At 62.5% G+C, this 15,004-nt stretch carries 15 protein-coding genes; 4 read left to right on the top strand and 11 right to left on the bottom strand.

Annotated features, from left to right (window positions below; genetic code table 11):
* The first annotated feature begins 42 nt into the window (after positions 1-42).
* From U3648_RS13740 to U3648_RS13730, 3 genes are all read left to right on the top strand, one after another.
* Positions 43-456 (top strand): NUDIX hydrolase, encoded by a 414-nt coding sequence (locus tag U3648_RS13740; protein ID WP_420859807.1) that lies wholly within the window; start codon positions 43-45, stop codon positions 454-456.
* Between the two features lie 137 nt (positions 457-593).
* Entirely contained in the window at positions 594-2,075 is a 1,482-nt protein-coding gene (locus tag U3648_RS13735) for an inorganic phosphate transporter (protein WP_420859806.1), read from the top strand.
* A gap of 70 nt (positions 2,076-2,145) precedes the next feature.
* Positions 2,146-3,246, top strand: coding sequence for a cupin domain-containing protein (locus U3648_RS13730; protein WP_420859805.1), 1,101 nt, complete (start codon positions 2,146-2,148; stop codon positions 3,244-3,246).
* A gap of 200 nt (positions 3,247-3,446) precedes the next feature.
* Here U3648_RS13730 and argF read toward each other — a convergent pair whose 3' ends face one another.
* The 3 genes from argF to U3648_RS13715 all read right to left on the bottom strand — a co-directional run bounded on the left by argF (position 3,447) and on the right by U3648_RS13715 (position 6,582).
* Positions 3,447-4,373 (bottom strand): ornithine carbamoyltransferase, encoded by a 927-nt coding sequence (argF, locus tag U3648_RS13725; protein WP_420859804.1) that lies wholly within the window; start codon positions 4,371-4,373, stop codon positions 3,447-3,449.
* Between the two features lie 20 nt (positions 4,374-4,393).
* Positions 4,394-5,569 (bottom strand): aspartate aminotransferase family protein, encoded by a 1,176-nt coding sequence (locus U3648_RS13720; RefSeq protein ID WP_420859803.1) that lies wholly within the window; start codon positions 5,567-5,569, stop codon positions 4,394-4,396.
* 209 nt (positions 5,570-5,778) lie between these two features.
* On the bottom strand, positions 5,779-6,582 hold the full coding sequence (locus U3648_RS13715) for an ABC transporter permease (protein ID WP_420859802.1): 804 nt from the start codon (positions 6,580-6,582) through the stop codon (positions 5,779-5,781).
* Between the two features lie 132 nt (positions 6,583-6,714).
* On the opposite strand from U3648_RS13715, the gene U3648_RS13710 reads away from it, so the two are divergent.
* Entirely contained in the window at positions 6,715-7,311 is a 597-nt protein-coding gene (locus U3648_RS13710) for a GcrA family cell cycle regulator (protein ID WP_420859801.1), read from the top strand.
* A gap of 71 nt (positions 7,312-7,382) precedes the next feature.
* Here the strand turns inward: U3648_RS13710 and U3648_RS13705 are convergent, their stop codons facing one another.
* From U3648_RS13705 to narI, 8 genes are all read right to left on the bottom strand, one after another.
* A complete protein-coding gene (locus U3648_RS13705; protein ID WP_420859800.1) occupies positions 7,383-8,390 on the bottom strand; it encodes an ABC transporter ATP-binding protein in 1,008 nt (335 codons plus the stop codon).
* Between the two features lie 13 nt (positions 8,391-8,403).
* A complete protein-coding gene (locus U3648_RS13700) occupies positions 8,404-9,234 on the bottom strand; it encodes a carbohydrate ABC transporter permease (RefSeq protein WP_420859799.1) in 831 nt (276 codons plus the stop codon).
* Positions 9,234-10,214 (bottom strand): carbohydrate ABC transporter permease, encoded by a 981-nt coding sequence (locus U3648_RS13695; RefSeq protein WP_420859798.1) that lies wholly within the window; start codon positions 10,212-10,214, stop codon positions 9,234-9,236. Before U3648_RS13695 ends, U3648_RS13700 begins: the two co-directional genes overlap by 1 nt.
* 85 nt (positions 10,215-10,299) lie before the next feature.
* Positions 10,300-11,577 carry an ABC transporter substrate-binding protein gene (locus U3648_RS13690; protein WP_420859797.1) on the bottom strand — a complete coding sequence of 426 codons (1,278 nt, stop codon included), beginning with the start codon at positions 11,575-11,577 and terminating at the stop codon, positions 10,300-10,302.
* Positions 11,578-11,719: 142 nt separating this feature from the next.
* Entirely contained in the window at positions 11,720-12,784 is a 1,065-nt protein-coding gene (locus U3648_RS13685) for a LacI family DNA-binding transcriptional regulator (protein WP_420859796.1), read from the bottom strand.
* Positions 12,785-12,903: 119 nt separating this feature from the next.
* The gene (locus U3648_RS13680) at positions 12,904-13,407 is read right to left on the bottom strand and encodes a DUF2478 domain-containing protein (RefSeq protein WP_420859795.1); all 504 of its coding nucleotides are present in this window, start codon (positions 13,405-13,407) and stop codon (positions 12,904-12,906) included.
* Between the two features lie 72 nt (positions 13,408-13,479).
* Complete coding sequence (locus U3648_RS13675; protein ID WP_420859794.1) at positions 13,480-14,295, bottom strand: peptidylprolyl isomerase; 816 nt, start codon at positions 14,293-14,295, stop codon at positions 13,480-13,482.
* Positions 14,296-14,299: 4 nt separating this feature from the next.
* A complete protein-coding gene (gene narI / locus U3648_RS13670; protein ID WP_420859793.1) occupies positions 14,300-15,004 on the bottom strand; it encodes a respiratory nitrate reductase subunit gamma in 705 nt (234 codons plus the stop codon).

Here is a 15,004-nt window from a genome sequence, read left to right as displayed (position 1 = left end):
TCGATTTTTCGATCGGCTTGGGCCGGGGTAATTGAGCCGCTTTTGAAACGCCCCCCGGCGTTGCAGCTGGCGGCCTTGTGCTGGCGCAACGGTGCAAAGGGGCGCGAGGTGCTGCTGATCACATCGTCCAATGGCCGCTGGATCCTTCCCAAGGGCTGGCCCATCGACGGGCTGACCGCACCCGAGGCGGCGCTTCAGGAAGCCTGGGAAGAGGCCGGGGTCAAGACCGGGAAGGCCAGCAAGACCTCGATGGGCGCCTATGACTGTCGCAAACGGTTCGACAGCGGGTCGGAAATTCCCTGCCGCACCGAAGTGTTCGAGGTCGAGGCGATCGAGGTCGCAAAGGACTACCCCGAAAGCGAGATGCGCAAGCGCCGTTGGGTCACCCCGACCGACGCGGCCGAGATGGTGGCCGAGCCGGGGCTGAAGGCCATTCTGGCCGCATTCGCAGAATAATCCGCGACCCTGATCGGGTTTTCGTTGAAATCGAGGGCCGGGGCAGCTACCCCGCGCCCCGAAGTGTGACGGAATCGTAAACGTTTTGTGACCGTCGCCGAACCCTTGCCCTGCGGGCAACCGGAATCGAGGACGCGATGACCGAAAAGACCCCCAATAACCAGTGGAAGACGCTCGACCGCGACCTTGGGCGGATCGCGACGCTGGAATCCGCCACCCAATATGTTGCCCGCCCGATGATCGGGCTGGGGGTCGCACTGGCCTTCATGGTGATTGCGGGGCTTGCGGCGGGGCTTTTGTTCGGGGCGTCCCCAACCAATTGGGTCGTGATCGCCGCCGCGATCTTCGGGGCCTATATGGCGCTGAACATCGGGGCCAACGACGTGGCCAACAACATGGGCCCGGCGGTGGGCGCGAACGCGCTGACCATGGGCGGGGCCATCGTGATCGCCGCCCTGTGCGAAAGCGCAGGCGCGCTTTTGGCCGGGGGCGACGTTGTTTCCACTATTTCGAAGGGGATCATCGACCCGGACAGCGTATCGAACTCCCAAATCTTCATTTGGGCGATGATGGCGGCGCTGATTTCTTCGGCATTGTGGGTCAACCTGGCCACCTGGATCGGGGCGCCAGTATCGACCACCCATTCGGTTGTGGGCGGGGTCATGGGCGCGGGCATCGCCGCCGCCGGGTTCGCCGCGGTGAACTGGCCCACGATGGGCACGATTGCCGCAAGCTGGGTCATCTCGCCCGTGCTGGGCGGGGCCATTGCCGCCGGGTTCCTCGCCTTCATCAAGACCTTCATCATCTATCAGGACGACAAGATCGCCGCCGCGCGCCGCTGGGTGCCAGTGCTGATCGGGATCATGGGCGGCACCTTTGCCACCTATCTTGCCCTCAAGGGCCTAAAGAAGATCATCTCGATCGACCTTGGGCCTGCGCTGTTGATCGGGGTCGTGTCCGGCGCGTTGATCTATGTGGTCTCTGCCCCGCTGATCCGGCGGCAGTCCGAGGGGCTGGAAAACCGGAACAAGTCGCTCAAGGTGCTGTTTGGCCTGCCGCTGGTTCTGTCCGCCGCGCTTCTGTCGTTCGCACACGGGGCCAACGATGTGGCCAACGCGGTCGGCCCGCTGGCCGCAATCGTCCACGCCGAAGAGTTCGGCGAATTCGCGGGCAAGGTGCATATCCCGCTCTGGGTTATGATCATCGGCGCCTTCGGGATTTCCTTTGGCCTGATGCTGTTCGGGCCGAAACTGATCCGGATGGTCGGCAGCCAGATCACCAAGCTGAACCCGATGCGCGCCTATTGCGTGGCCCTGTCGGCGGCGATCACCGTGATCGTGGCCAGTTGGCTGGGGCTGCCGGTGTCGTCCACCCATATCGCGGTTGGCGGGGTGTTCGGTGTCGGGTTCTTCCGGGAATGGCACGCCGAACGGCGGATTCGCCAGACCTCGGCCAGCCGTCCCGCAGCCAAGCGGATCGCGGCAGAGGAACGCCGCCGCCGCAAGCTGGTTCGGCGCAGTCATTTCATGACCATCGTCGCGGCATGGGTCATTACCGTCCCCGCCGCGGCGCTTCTGTCGGGTCTGATTTTCCTCGGCCTTCAGGCGATGTTCGTCTGATCCCTGACCAAGGGTTGCGAAGGACCGGTTTTCCTGCAGGAATGGCCTTGACCAACCCCGGGGGGCCGCGATGACCAAGACGACTGACATCCTCGCCGAAGTGCTTTTGCCCACGCAGGAGTTGCGGGACGACCTGCCCTTTTTCACCAAGGTGCTGGGGATGCGGCTGGAAAACATCTTTCCGGCCGATGACCCGGCGGTGGCGTCGTTCTCGGGTCACGGGCTACGGGTGCGGATCGAAAAAGGGGCCGACGTGCCGCCGGGCAAGATCCGGATCCTGACCGATGACCCCGACAGTTTCGCAGATGGGGCGCGGAACCTGACCGCCCCCAATGGCACCAGGATCGAGCTTGTGCCGCTCAGCCCGAAACTGGTCCAACCGCCCACGGAGCATGAATTCGGCGTGCGTCAGCTGCGCGATGGGGCGCCGTGGGTGATTGGCCGGGCGGGAATGCATTACCGCGACCTGATCCCATCGCGGCTGGGCGGTGCGATGATCGCCAGCCATATCCGCATTCCCGACGGCGGCCCGGTGCCAGACATGGTTCACTATCACACGGTCGGGTTCCAGCTGATCTTCTGCTACAAGGGCTGGGTCGATGTCCTCTATGAAGATCAGGGGGATATGATCCGGCTGCACGCAGGGGATTGCGTGATCCAGCCGCCGGAAATCCGGCACCGGGTCTGCGAAGCCTCCGACGCGATCGAGGTGATCGAACTGGGCGTTCCCGCCGAACATATCACCACCATCGATCACGATTTCACCCTCCCCAACGGCAAGGGCGACCCGGACCGGGAATGGCAGGGCCAGAAATTCGTCCACCATGTCAAGGACAGGGCCCGCTGGCAGCCGTTCCGCATTCCCGGTTTCACCTGTCGCGATACGGGGATTTCGGCGGGCACCAAAGGCGTCGCCAATATTCAGGTCGCCCGCTTCGATGGCAGCGCACCCCCGCCCCGCACCACCCACGACAGCGACATCCATTTCACCTTCGTGATGGAGGGGTCGATGGTCCTGCAGGCCGAGGGCCAGCCCGACCACCCGGTTGAGGCCGGAGATGCCTTTGTGATCCCGCCGGGTCTTGCCACCCGTTATGTCGGGTGCTCCGCCGATCTGGAACTGCTGGAAGCAAGCCTGCCCGGGAATTTCCGGACCGACATTCTGGACTAGGGGGTGGTGGGTTGAAACCCACCTTACGTTTGAGGGGCGCTGCCCCTCTGGCCCTACCGGGCCATTCACCCCGGGATATTTATTAACCCAAAGAAGGGGACTGGAGTCAGCGTCCATTCTTCTTGGGGTTAGAAATATCCTCTGGGGGTCCGGGGGGCGAAGCGCCTCCGGGTAAGGTGGGTTTTAACCCACCCTCTCCGTCAGGCCCCGAGACACCAGCGCATGATGGCCTTTTGCGCGTGCAGCCGATTTTCCGCCTCGTCGAAGATCACTGAATGCGGGCCGTCCATGACCTCGGACGTGGCCTCGTCGTCGCGGTGCGCAGGCAGGCAGTGCATGAACAGCGCGTCGGGCTTGGCCCGGTCCATCAGCGCCGCGTTGACCTGATAGCCGCGCAGCTGGTTGTGCCGCCGTTCCCGGGCCGACTGCGGATCGTGCATGCTGACCCATGTGTCGGTGACCACAAGGTCCGCCCCGTCCACGGCCTTCATCGGGTCGCGTTCGATGTTGATGTTCACGCCCTTGGCGCGCGCCTCTTCCACGAAGAGTTTTTCGGGGTCCAGCGTTTCCGGCCCGGTAAAGGTCAGGTCGAACCCGAATTGCCCGGCCGCATGGATGAAGCTGGCGCAGACGTTGTTGCCGTCGCCGGACCAGACGACCTTTTTCCCGGCAATCGGGCCGCGGTGTTCCTCGAAGGTCAGGATATCGGCCATGATCTGACAGGGGTGGGTCCGGTCCGTCAGCCCGTTGATCACCGGCACGCTGGCATATTCCGCCATTTCCAGCAGGGTCTGCTCTTCGAATGTCCGGATCATGATCAGGTCGACATAGCGCGACAGGACGCGGGCCGTGTCGGCGATGGTTTCGCCATGGCCAAGCTGCATGTCGGCCCCGGACAGGACCATCGTCTGCCCGCCCATCTGCCGCACGCCCACGTCAAAGCTGACGCGGGTCCGGGTCGAGGGTTTTTCAAAGATCAGGGCGACCATATGCCCGGCCAGCGGCTGATCGTCGTCCGGCGTGCCCTTGGGCCGCCCGTTGCGGCTGTCCTTCATCGCGCGGGCATTGTCGATCATCGCCCGCAGGTCGGATTGGCTCGTCTTGTTGATATCAAGGAAGTGGTTCATCTGTCGTCTCTTTCTGCCACTCAGGCCCCAAGGGCGCTTGCGGCCTTGTCCAACCGGGCCACGGCCTCGGAAATCTCGTCTTCGGTGATGGTCAGCGCCGGCAATATGCGGATCACGTTGTCGGCGGCGGGCACGGTCAGCACTTCGGCGTCATAGCCTGCCTTGACCACATCGGCGTTCACCGCCTTGCATTTCAGCCCGAGCATGAGGCCGGTTCCCCGCACCTCTTCGAACACCTCGGGGTGCGCAGCGACCAACCCTTCCAGCTTTTGCCGGAACAGGCCCGCCTTTCGGTTCACATCGGCGAGGAAACTGTCCTCGGCGACAATCCCCATCACCGCATTGCCCACCGCGCAGGCCAGCGGGTTGCCGCCATAGGTGGACCCGTGGGTGCCCGCCGTCATCCCGTTGGCGGCCGCTTCGGTGGCCAGCACGGCGCCCAGCGGGAAACCGCCACCGATCCCCTTGGCCACCATCATGATGTCGGGGCTGACCCCGGCCCATTCATGGGCAAACAGCTTGCCGGTCCGGCCGACGCCGCATTGCACCTCGTCCAACATCATCAGAATGCCGTGTTCGTCGCACAGATCGCGCAGCCCCTTCAGGCAGGCGTCGGGCAGCGGGCGAATGCCCCCTTCGCCCTGCACCGGTTCGACAAGGATACCGGCGACATCGGATTCCGCCGCCGCCGCACGCAAGGCATCGTGATCCCCCCATTTCAGGTGGACAAAGCCGGGCAGAAGCGGACCAAACCCCTTGGTCATCTTTTCCGACCCGGCGGCAGCGATCCCCGCGGCGGACCGGCCGTGGAACGACCCTTCGAAGGTAATGATCTTGACCCGCTCGGGCTGACCAGCGTCGTAGAAATGCTTGCGTGCCATCTTGACCGCAAGTTCACAGGCCTCGGTGCCCGAGTTGGTGAAGAACACCGTATCGGCAAAGGTCTTGTCGACCAGCGCATCGGCCAGCGCCTGCTGCGCCGGGATCTGATAAAGGTTCGACACGTGCCACAGGTTTTGCGCCTGCTGGGTCAGGTTTTCCACCAGCGCGGGGTGGGCATGGCCCAGCGAATTCACCGCGATCCCCGCGCCGAGGTCCAGAAAACGTCGGCCGTCCGCCTCCTCCAGCCAGGAGCCTGCCCCCTTCACAAAGGTGAGGGGTGCGCGATTGTAGGTCGGTAGGACGGATGTGATCATGGGAATAGCCCTGAAAAGATGAAGCCAGAGTGGTGCCGCAGGCACCGGGGCAAGTCAACGCGTTTGGAAGGCATGAGGACGCAAGAAGACGCCCGGCGCGTGTCAGCGTCGGCGTCGGGTCGTGGAAATGGTCGCGTGCATCGTCATGCGACGACCCTTAGGGCATCCCGCACTGATTGAAAAGCGCAAAATTGGGGCAATATTGCCCGTTATGGCTTGAGCCGGTATCCACTTCGGAACCAGCGCCAGCAGATGGTCAGCACCACGCCGCAGGCCAGCGCGGCGATCCACAGCCCCCGTTCCGGCGGGCTGTCGGACACGCCGATCATCCCGAACCGCACCCCGTCGATGATGTAGAAGAACGGGTTCACATGGCTGAGCGTCTGCAGCACCGGCGGCAGCGCGTCGATCGAATAGAACGTGCCCGAGAGGAACGAGAGCGGCGTGACCACAAAATTGGTGATCGCCGCCAGTTGGTCATACTTGTTGGCAAAGATCGCCGCGATCAGCCCCAGCCCGCCCATGAAGACGGACCCGAGCATGACAAAGGTCAACGCCCAGAGCGGATGTGCCAGCCCGACCCCAAGAAACAGCGCCGACCCGGCCGCGATGACCACGGCCACGATCAGCCCGCGCGCGACCGCCCCGGCGATATAGCCCGCGACCAGTTCGGCGGGCGACAGGGGCGGCATCAGCGTGTCAACGATATTGCCCTGCACTTTGGCAGAGGTCAGGGACGAGGCGGAATTGGCGAATGCGTTCTGGATCACCGTCATGGTCAGGATGCCAGGGGCAAGGAACTGCATGAAGGGCACCCCCATCACGTCGCCGCGCGACGGGCCGATGGCGATGGTAAAGATCATCAGGAACAGACCGGCGGTAATCAGGGGCGCCATGATGGTCTGGGACCAGACGTTCATGAACCGCAGCACCTCGCGCCGGGCAAGGGTATAAAGCCCCAGCCAGTTGACCGCGCCGAACCGGCGCACCCCCATTTCCGCCCTGCTTTCCATGCCACACCTTTCCCCAGATCGATTCGACCGCTTGTATCCCGCGCCACTGTGCTTAGAATAGGGGGCTGACCCAAGATGCAAGGCCGGGCCGGCCCAGACTGCCCCCCGCCCCAGATAGCCAAAGGAACCGACATGTCCTGGACCGACGAACGCGTCGAGCTGTTGAAAAAGATGTGGGGCGAAGGCCAGTCCGCAAGCCAGATCGCAAAGGAACTGGGCGGCGTGACCCGCAACGCCGTGATCGGCAAGGTGCACCGGCTGGGCCTGTCGAACCGGTCCGGCGGTGGTGGCACCGGCGGCGCGGCAGCGGCAAAGCCCGCTGCCAAGGAAAAGCCCGCGCCCAAGGCGAAGGCCGAGCCCAAGGCCCCCTCCAAGCCCAAGGCCGACCCGAAGCCCGCCGCCGAGAAGGAAGAGGCCGACCCCGCGCCGATCCCGATGAGCGCCGCCCGCCGCGCCATCATTCCCGCAGGCCAACCCCTGCCGCCCCAGCCGTCGACCAATGAAATCGACCCCGAGGCGCTGGCCAAGGTGAACGAGGTCGAAAAGACCGCCAAGAAGCTGTCGTTGATGGAACTGACCGAACGGACCTGCAAATGGCCCATCGGCGACCCCGCGACGGAAGAATTCTGGTTCTGTGGCCTGCCCGCGCAACAGGGCAAACCCTATTGCGAGGCGCATGTGGGCGTGGCGTTCCAGCCGATGTCGTCGCGCCGGGATCGCCGCCGCTAGGACACTGCAGCCTGAATTGAAAAGGGGCGCGGAACCGGTCCGCGCCCCTTTTCTTTTGCTCTGTCGTCCCGTTACTTGATCGGACGCCCGTCCTCGCCAAAGCGGTGGACGTGGCCATCCTTCGGACGCAACGACACTTCGCGACCCAGAACACCGGTGTTCTTGCCCGCCTGCCGCACGATCACCGGTTCTTCCGCCCCAATCTCGACAAACAGGAAGTGATCGGACCCAAGGTCTTCGGTGTGAACGACTTTCCCGGTCCAGGTCCCCTGCCCGTCTTCGGCGAGCTCCAGATGCTCGGACCGGATACCGAGGGTCGTGCAGTCGAAAGCCTTCGCGAAATCGCCGGTCAGGAAGTTCATCTTCGGCGACCCGATGAAGCCCGCCACGAAGGTGGAGTTCGGGCTGTCATACAGCTCTGCCGGGGTGCCGACCTGTTCGACCAGACCATCCCGCAGCACGCAGATACGGTCGGCAAGGGTCATCGCCTCGACCTGGTCGTGGGTGACGTAGATCATGGTCACGTCTTGCATGTCGTGGTGCAGCTTGGCGATTTCCAGACGGGTCTGGACGCGCAGCGCCGCATCAAGGTTCGACAGCGGTTCGTCGAACAGGAACACGCGCGGATCGCGAACAATGGCCCGGCCAATGGCGACACGCTGACGCTGGCCACCGGACAGCTGCTTGGGCAGGCGATCCAGCAGGTGGTCGATCTGGAGAAGCTCGGCCGCCTTGCGCACGCGTTCGTCCTGTTCCGCCTTCGACGCCTTGGCCAATTGCATCCCGAAGGCCATGTTGTCGTAGACTGTCATATGCGGATAGAGCGCGTAGCTTTGGAACACCATCGCGATACCACGCTTGGACGGGATCACGTTGTTGACCACTTCGTCGTCGAACAGCAGGTCGCCGCTGGTAATCTGCTCCAGACCGGAAATCAGCCGCAGCAGCGTGGACTTGCCGCAGCCCGACGGGCCGACGAAGACCATGAATTCGCCCTTGCGGATATCAAGGTCGATCCCCTTGATGACTTCGACCGCGCCATAGGACTTTCGGACGTTCTTGAGTTGGATGTTTGCCATGATTTCTCTCCGATCAGCCTTTGACGCCGCCTGCGGTCAGGCCCGCGACGATCTTGCGTTGGAAGATGAGCACCAGAACGATCAACGGCACGGTCACGATGACGCTGGCTGCCATGATCGGGCCCCACGGAATTTCCTGCACCGATGCCCCGGACAGAAGCGCGATGGCCACGGGCACGGTGCGCTGGGTTTCCGAGATGGTGAAGGTGAGCGCGAAAAGGAATTCGTTCCACGCCCCGATGAAAGCCAGAAGCCCGGTGGTGACAAGGGCCGGCCACAGGAGCGGCAGGAACACCTTGGTGATGATGATCCACGGGGTTGCCCCGTCGACGATGGCCGCCTCTTCGATCTCGACCGGCAGTTCCCGCATGAAGGTTGTCAGAACCCAGACGGTGAACGGCAAGGTGAAGATCGTGTAGGACAGGACCAGCGCGTAGGGCTTGTTATAGAGGCCCAGCAGGTTGATCAGCTCGTAGAGCCCCGATAGCACCGCGATTTGCGGGAACATCGACACCCCAAGGATCGTCATGAGCAACAGGCCCCGCCCCCGGAACCGCACCCGCGCCAAGGCATAAGATGCGGTCACCGCCAGCAGTAGCGCGAAGAACACCGTGGTCGAAGCGATCAGGACCGAGTTGAACACGGACCGAACGAAGCTGCGCTGATTCAGGACGGATTCATAGTTCCCAAGGTCGAAGGCTTCGGGCAGGAAGTTCGGCTTGAAGATCGCCGTGCCTGTCTCGAAGCTGGTCATCACCGCGTAGTAGAACGGGAAGACCGCGATCACGACGATGACGACAACGCCAAAATAGAACAGGACGTTTTGCAGAAGGCTACGTTCCATCAGCTTTTCTCCCCGGCGAGGTCAACCTTGCCCAGCTTGATGTACAAGAGGACGAAGACCGTGATGATGACGAACAGGAGCGTCGACATGGCAGAGCCTTCACCGTAATCGCCGAACTGCTGGATCTCGCGGTAGCTGAGAACCGACATGGTCACGGTCGCGTCGGACTGCGGCGTCAGCAGGTAGATCAGGTCGAAGATGCGCAGAGCGTCGAGCGCCCGGAAGATGACCGCGACCATGATCGCGGGCCGTAGGAGCGGCAGCGTTACCTTGAAGAAGACCTTGAAGGGGTTGATCCCGTCCAGCCGCGCCGCTTCGTACATGTCGCGCGGGATCATCTGAAGCCCGGCAAGGATGAGAAGCGCCATGAAGGGGGTTGTCTTCCACACGTCCACGATCAGCACCGCGATCATCGCCGTATCGGCAGAGGCGGTCCATGCGATAGGTTCACTGATCAACCCGACGCTGAGCATCATATGGTTGATGATCCCGAACTGGTCGTTAAGCATCCACCCCCACATCCGCGCCGAAACAACGGTCGGGATTGCCCAGGGGATCAGGATGGCGGCGCGCACAAGACCGCGCCCTTTGAATTCCATATTGAGAACCAGCGCGACCAGCAGGCCGAAGAAGGTTTCAAGCGCCACAGAAACGATCGAGAAGCGGACAGTGTTCCAGACCGCGTTCCACCAATCGCCATCGACCAGCACGCCGCGCCAGCGGACCTCGCCGTTCGACCGGACCCGCCGTTCGATGTAGTTCTCGAACCCGATCCATTCGGACTGGCCGTTGAAAATCGTGTTCGCGGATGCATCTGTGAATGAGAAGCTGATCGAGCGGAACAGCGGCCAGGCGGCCACAAGCGCAAGCATGATCAGCATTGGAACCAGGAACGTATAGGCCGCGCGGACCCGTTGCTGTTGCAGATTGAGTTCCCGGCCACGGCCACGATGTGCCGTGTTGACATCTGATGTCGACATTGTCCCCTCCCGGAAAGTGCCCTCCCCCTAGGGGTGGGTAGGTTGACACCGGGCGTTGCCCGCCCGGTGCCAGTGCTGGACGGGATTATTTGTCCAGCAGGTCTTCGAGGTCGATTTCCAGATCGGCCAGCGCGTCGGCCGCCGACTCTTCGCCCGAGATCACGGAGTGAACAGCGGTGAAGAACAGGGTCGAGACTTCGTTGTAGTCCTGACGGGTCGGAGCCGACGGACGCGGCACGGCCTGCAGGAAGACGTCCTTCCACTGCGGGATGATCGGCTGCGCGGCGGCGATGTCGGCATCGTCATAGAGCGACATGATCGTCGGCAGGTTCGATTCATTGATCGCGCGCTGCTTCTGAGCTTCGGGGCCAGCAAGGTACATGGCCAGCGAAATCGCGGCTTCCTGGCTGTCCGAGTACTTGGACACGGCAACGTTCCAGCCACCCAGCGTTGCGGCCGAAGTGTCGTGGCCCTGACCGGTAGGCAGGGTGGTCACGGCGAACAGGCCTTTGACAGCCGAGTCATCGCCATTGCCGAGGCCGTAGGCATAGGGCCAGTTGCGCATGAAGACGGCATTGCCGGTCTGCCAGACGCCACGGGCTTCTTCTTCCTGATAGGCCAGAACGCCTTCCGGAGAGATGGTGCCCGGCCAGGTCGCGGCCAGTTCCAGCGCCGCAATGGCGTTCGGGTTGTTGATGGAGATGGTCCCATCGGGTTCGATGATCTGGCCACCGCCGGAGGACTTGACCCATTCCAGAGCGTCACAGGTCAGGCCTTCGTAGGCGTTACCCTGCCAGACGAAACCCCAAAGGTCGTTGTTGCCTTCGGCACGCTCGGCGTCCTGAATGGCCTGAGCCATCTCGGTCAGCTCTTCCCAGGTCGACGGCGGGGCGTCATAGCCGTGCTTTTCCAGAAGGTCGGTCCGGTAGTAGAGCGCCGGGGCGTCGGTGAAGATCGGCAGGGCGACCAGACGGCCGTCCACAGTTTGCGATTCAACGATCGACGGGAAGTGCGTTTCCATCAGTTCGCCAGCGACGTCCGACATATCCACGAAGTGGTCAGCCAGCTGCGGCGCCCAGATCACGTCGGTCTGGTACATGTCGATGTCACCGTTGCCAGCGGCAAGCCACAGGCGGTACTGACCGAATTGGTCGGTGGTGGACGACGGCATCGGGACGATGGTCACGGTGTGGCCGGTCGCTTCTTCCCAAGGGGCGACAAGCGCGGCAAAGTTTTCGATCGCGGCACCGGTGGCGCCGGACACATAGGTGATTTCGTCAGCGGCGACGGTGGTCGCGGCAAAAGCGGCAGCGGAAACGGCCGCAGAGGTCCGCAGAAGAGCGGATTTCAAAGAGATCGTCATAAGGTCCTCCCAGTTGCAAAGGCCCGGTCCTGGACGGGAGCCGAACCAAAACGGTTCGAGAATTTCCCGAAACGTTTCGGCAACGTTAGCGCCAACAGTCTCGATCCGTCAATATGATTCCTTCAAGAAGCGCCAAGGTCGCTTATGCCCGCTTGGCGCGGCGGGTCTCGGGGGTTGCAGCCCCCCGGAACCCAGCACCCGCCCCCCGTTCGATCAGCTTGTGCGGACCGATCTGCTGCACCTCACTCAACGGGGCACCGTCAAGGGTCGCGTTCAGGAAACGCGCCAGCGGTTCCCAACTATCCCCCAGTGGCGCCTCGGTTGTGGTCATAGGAACGCCCAGCCCGTCCGCGCTGACATCGGGCAACTTGTCGTCGTGGGCGACGATCGCAACGTCTTCGGGAACCCGCAGACCCATTGCTTGAACGGCGGAAATAATTCCCTTTGCAATCCGCAGGTTACTGGCAATTAGACCCGTCGGCTTTGGCCCATCTGACTGAAACAGCCGCACCGTTTCCAACAGTCCCAGATCGGCAGTCATTGTACCGGCCGCTTCGAATTCGGGCCGGTGCGGCAACCCGTGGTCGCGCAGGGCCTGCCGGTATCCCACGAAGCGGCGTTCGACAAAAGACGCCCCCGGCGCCCCGTTGATGATCGCAATTTCGCGATGACCCTGTTCGGCCAGATAGGATGTCAGTTCGTATCCGACCGCCATATTGTCGATATCAAAGAACGGGTAGTCGGGTTCGTCCATCGTCTGTCCATGCAGGACGAAGGGCACGTTACGCGACCGCAGAAAATTGACCCGCTCGTCAGCCACCTGGGGCGTCATGATGATGAACCCGTCCAAAGACCTGCTGCGCACAAGCTTGTCGTAGACATCCAGATGGTTGTGGTGGTCATCCGCCATATGCAGCATGAACTGGCGCCCGAGGCGGGTAAATTCCTTCGACAACCCGGCCACGAACTTCATGAAATACCATGAATCGGACGGGTCCGGCATCACCGGATAGACAAGCCCCACGATCCCGGAGCGCCCGGTCACAAGCCGCTTTGCCAATACATTTGCTTCGTAATTCAAAGACTTGGCAGCATCCCGGACACGCAGCTTGGTCTTTTCGCTGACGTCGCCATGATCATTAAGCGCACGGCTGACCTGTGTGATGGACAGGCCCAGATGGCGGCTGAGATCTTTGAGTGTTGTCATGACTTGTCTGCGCCAACGCGCCTCCTGTTGAGGCTATAATGACCAACCGAAACGTTTTGGCAACAAGAATCAATAATGGCGCCCATCCGTAACGACGGACCAGATCTAGCGACAGCGTTTCAGACCGCCTCGGCCATGTCCCTGGCATATTGCATGCACCACGCCTGCAAGGCATCTGCCGCTGGGGCGATTTCTTCGGCGAAGTCACCGGCGAAGTCGAGGAACGCACCCATGTTGAGGCCATTCGTGCCAACGATCACCGGGATGTCCAAGGCAAGGGCGTTTGCAATGACGCTCCGGAACCCCCGACCTTCGGCTTCGTGTTTCCCGAATTTGTTGATGATCAGGAAATCGGTTTCCTTCGTCAGGCTGGCGTCCACATGTCCGACTGCCTTTTCAAGGGCCGAGGGATCCAACCGACACCCCTTTGACTGTCCGCCCAGCGATTGCGAGATGCGGATGACCGGACCGTCTGGCAGGACTTTCACATCCATGTCACAGGGCCCATCGTCCGGCCGGTCGGAATTGACCTGAACCGTGCCGGCGACACGATAGCCCCGATCCAACAGGAAATTGGAAAGCCTTTGCATCATCAGGTCGGTGTCGCCACGTCCGGGCGCCATTGAGTATCCGATTTTCATTTGGGTCTCCGGTTCTTTCTTACATCGGCCTTCGGGCCGATGGAGCCTGCGCCGTCAGGCGCGGGCGTATTTGGTATCTGATTTGAGGGTTGCGCCAACGATCTCGGCCTTGTCGACAAGCTGATCAAGAAAGGCCTTGGCGGCGCGGGACCACGCGGCCTTTTCCCAGGCTTCCGCAATCTTCGGGCGGACGGTTTCATAGGGCAGCACATGGGTGGGCGCGGCGGCGTCCATCCGGATGATATGCCAGCCATGCCGCGACAAGACCGGCTTGGCCGTGATCTCGCCCTCGGACAGGGTTCGAAGCGCGGCTTCGAATTCCGGCACGGTATCACCCGGACCCAATTGCCCAAGGGTCCCGCCCGATGATTTTGAACCACAGTCGCTTTCGGCCTCGGCCAACCGGCCAAAGCCGCGCGGGTTGCCCAGCGCCTCGGTGGTCAGGGTCTCGGCCCGCTGGCGGGCGACCTCGGTTGCCACGGGCTGGCGCGGGTCGCAAGCGATCAGGATATGCGACACCTCCCACAGCGGGGCCGACCGGAACCGCTCCGGATTTCTTGCCCATTCCCAGCGCAGGGTCTCCTCGTCTGGATCGGGAATGTCGATTGCTTGTTCGAGAAGGCCCCGGATCAGGGCCTCCTCTTCGGTTTCAAATCGGCCCGGTCCAACCTCGACCGGGTCGGCGGCAATCCCGCGCCGCCGTGCCTCTTGCAATAGCAGCGTGCGGGTAGCGATGGCATTGGCAGCCTTGCGCCACGCCAGACCGGGCTTGTCCTTGGGCGCATCGTGGTTCTGCGCCTCCTGTGCGATGATGGCCTGCGGAACGGTCTCGCCGTTGATAACCAGATCGGGGAATAGCGGTGCGGTCATCGGATCACTCCGCCGGGTGGCGACGCTTGCGCGACCGCACGATCTGATAGCCGGGCCGGTTGAACAAATAGCGGATCGGCGCGCCAAAGCCGGACAGGATATGCACCAGCCGGGTGAAGGGGAACACAAGGAAGATCGTCAGCCCAAGGAACAGGTGCAGTTTGAAGATCAGCGCGGCGTGTTCGATGTAGCTGGCTGCCTGCCCGTCAAAGGTAAAGATCCCCTGCGCCCAGGACATAAACAGGGTCATTTCATGCCCGTCGAGGTGCTGAAGCGAGACATAGATCGTACCCAGCCCCAGCACGAGCTGCGCCAGAAGCAGCGACAGGATCGCCGTGTCGGCAAAGCTGGAAGTGACGCGGATGCGCGGATCGGTCCAGCGGCGGTGAAACAGCATCAAGCCACCGATCAGGGCCATCACACCGGCGATGCCGCCCGCGACAACCGCCAGAAGCTGTTTGGCCCCGTGGCTGATGCCCAAGGCGTCGAAGACCCAGATCGGGGTCAGCAACCCGATCAGGTGCCCGAAGAAGATCACCAGCACACCGACGTGAAACAGGATCGACCCCCAGATCAGCTGCTTGCGGCGCAGCATCTGGCTGGACGAGGTTTTCCATGTGAACGGGTCTCGGTAATATCTCGCGATCGACCCGATGATCAGGACGGACAGGGCGATGTAGGGGTAGATACCAAAAAGGAAATTATGCAT

The organism is Marivivens marinus (assembly GCF_035969385.1).
Taxonomy (GTDB): domain Bacteria; phylum Pseudomonadota; class Alphaproteobacteria; order Rhodobacterales; family Rhodobacteraceae; genus SELP01.
Note: the sequence above shows the minus strand (reverse complement) of the source record. Positions and strands in the feature narration are given on the sequence as shown.

Excerpts from the sequence above, each read along its gene's own strand:
- U3648_RS13735 (WP_420859806.1), top strand. The coding sequence starts at position 594 with ATGACCGAAAAGACCCCCAATAACCAGTGGAAGACGCTCGACCGCGAC.
- U3648_RS13730 (WP_420859805.1), top strand. The coding sequence starts at position 2,146 with ATGACCAAGACGACTGACATCCTCGCCGAAGTGCTTTTGCCCACGCAG.
- argF (WP_420859804.1), bottom strand. The coding sequence starts at position 4,373 with ATGAACCACTTCCTTGATATCAACAAGACGAGCCAATCCGACCTGCGG.
- U3648_RS13720 (WP_420859803.1), bottom strand. The coding sequence starts at position 5,569 with ATGATCACATCCGTCCTACCGACCTACAATCGCGCACCCCTCACCTTT.
- U3648_RS13715 (WP_420859802.1), bottom strand. The coding sequence starts at position 6,582 with ATGGAAAGCAGGGCGGAAATGGGGGTGCGCCGGTTCGGCGCGGTCAAC.
- U3648_RS13710 (WP_420859801.1), top strand. The coding sequence starts at position 6,715 with ATGTCCTGGACCGACGAACGCGTCGAGCTGTTGAAAAAGATGTGGGGC.
- U3648_RS13705 (WP_420859800.1), bottom strand. The coding sequence starts at position 8,390 with ATGGCAAACATCCAACTCAAGAACGTCCGAAAGTCCTATGGCGCGGTC.
- U3648_RS13700 (WP_420859799.1), bottom strand. The coding sequence starts at position 9,234 with ATGGAACGTAGCCTTCTGCAAAACGTCCTGTTCTATTTTGGCGTTGTC.
- U3648_RS13695 (WP_420859798.1), bottom strand. The coding sequence starts at position 10,214 with ATGTCGACATCAGATGTCAACACGGCACATCGTGGCCGTGGCCGGGAA.
- U3648_RS13690 (WP_420859797.1), bottom strand. The coding sequence starts at position 11,577 with ATGACGATCTCTTTGAAATCCGCTCTTCTGCGGACCTCTGCGGCCGTT.
- U3648_RS13685 (WP_420859796.1), bottom strand. The coding sequence starts at position 12,784 with ATGACAACACTCAAAGATCTCAGCCGCCATCTGGGCCTGTCCATCACA.
- U3648_RS13680 (WP_420859795.1), bottom strand. The coding sequence starts at position 13,407 with ATGGCGCCCGGACGTGGCGACACCGACCTGATGATGCAAAGGCTTTCC.
- U3648_RS13675 (WP_420859794.1), bottom strand. The coding sequence starts at position 14,295 with ATGACCGCACCGCTATTCCCCGATCTGGTTATCAACGGCGAGACCGTT.
- narI (WP_420859793.1), bottom strand. The coding sequence starts at position 15,004 with ATGCATAATTTCCTTTTTGGTATCTACCCCTACATCGCCCTGTCCGTC.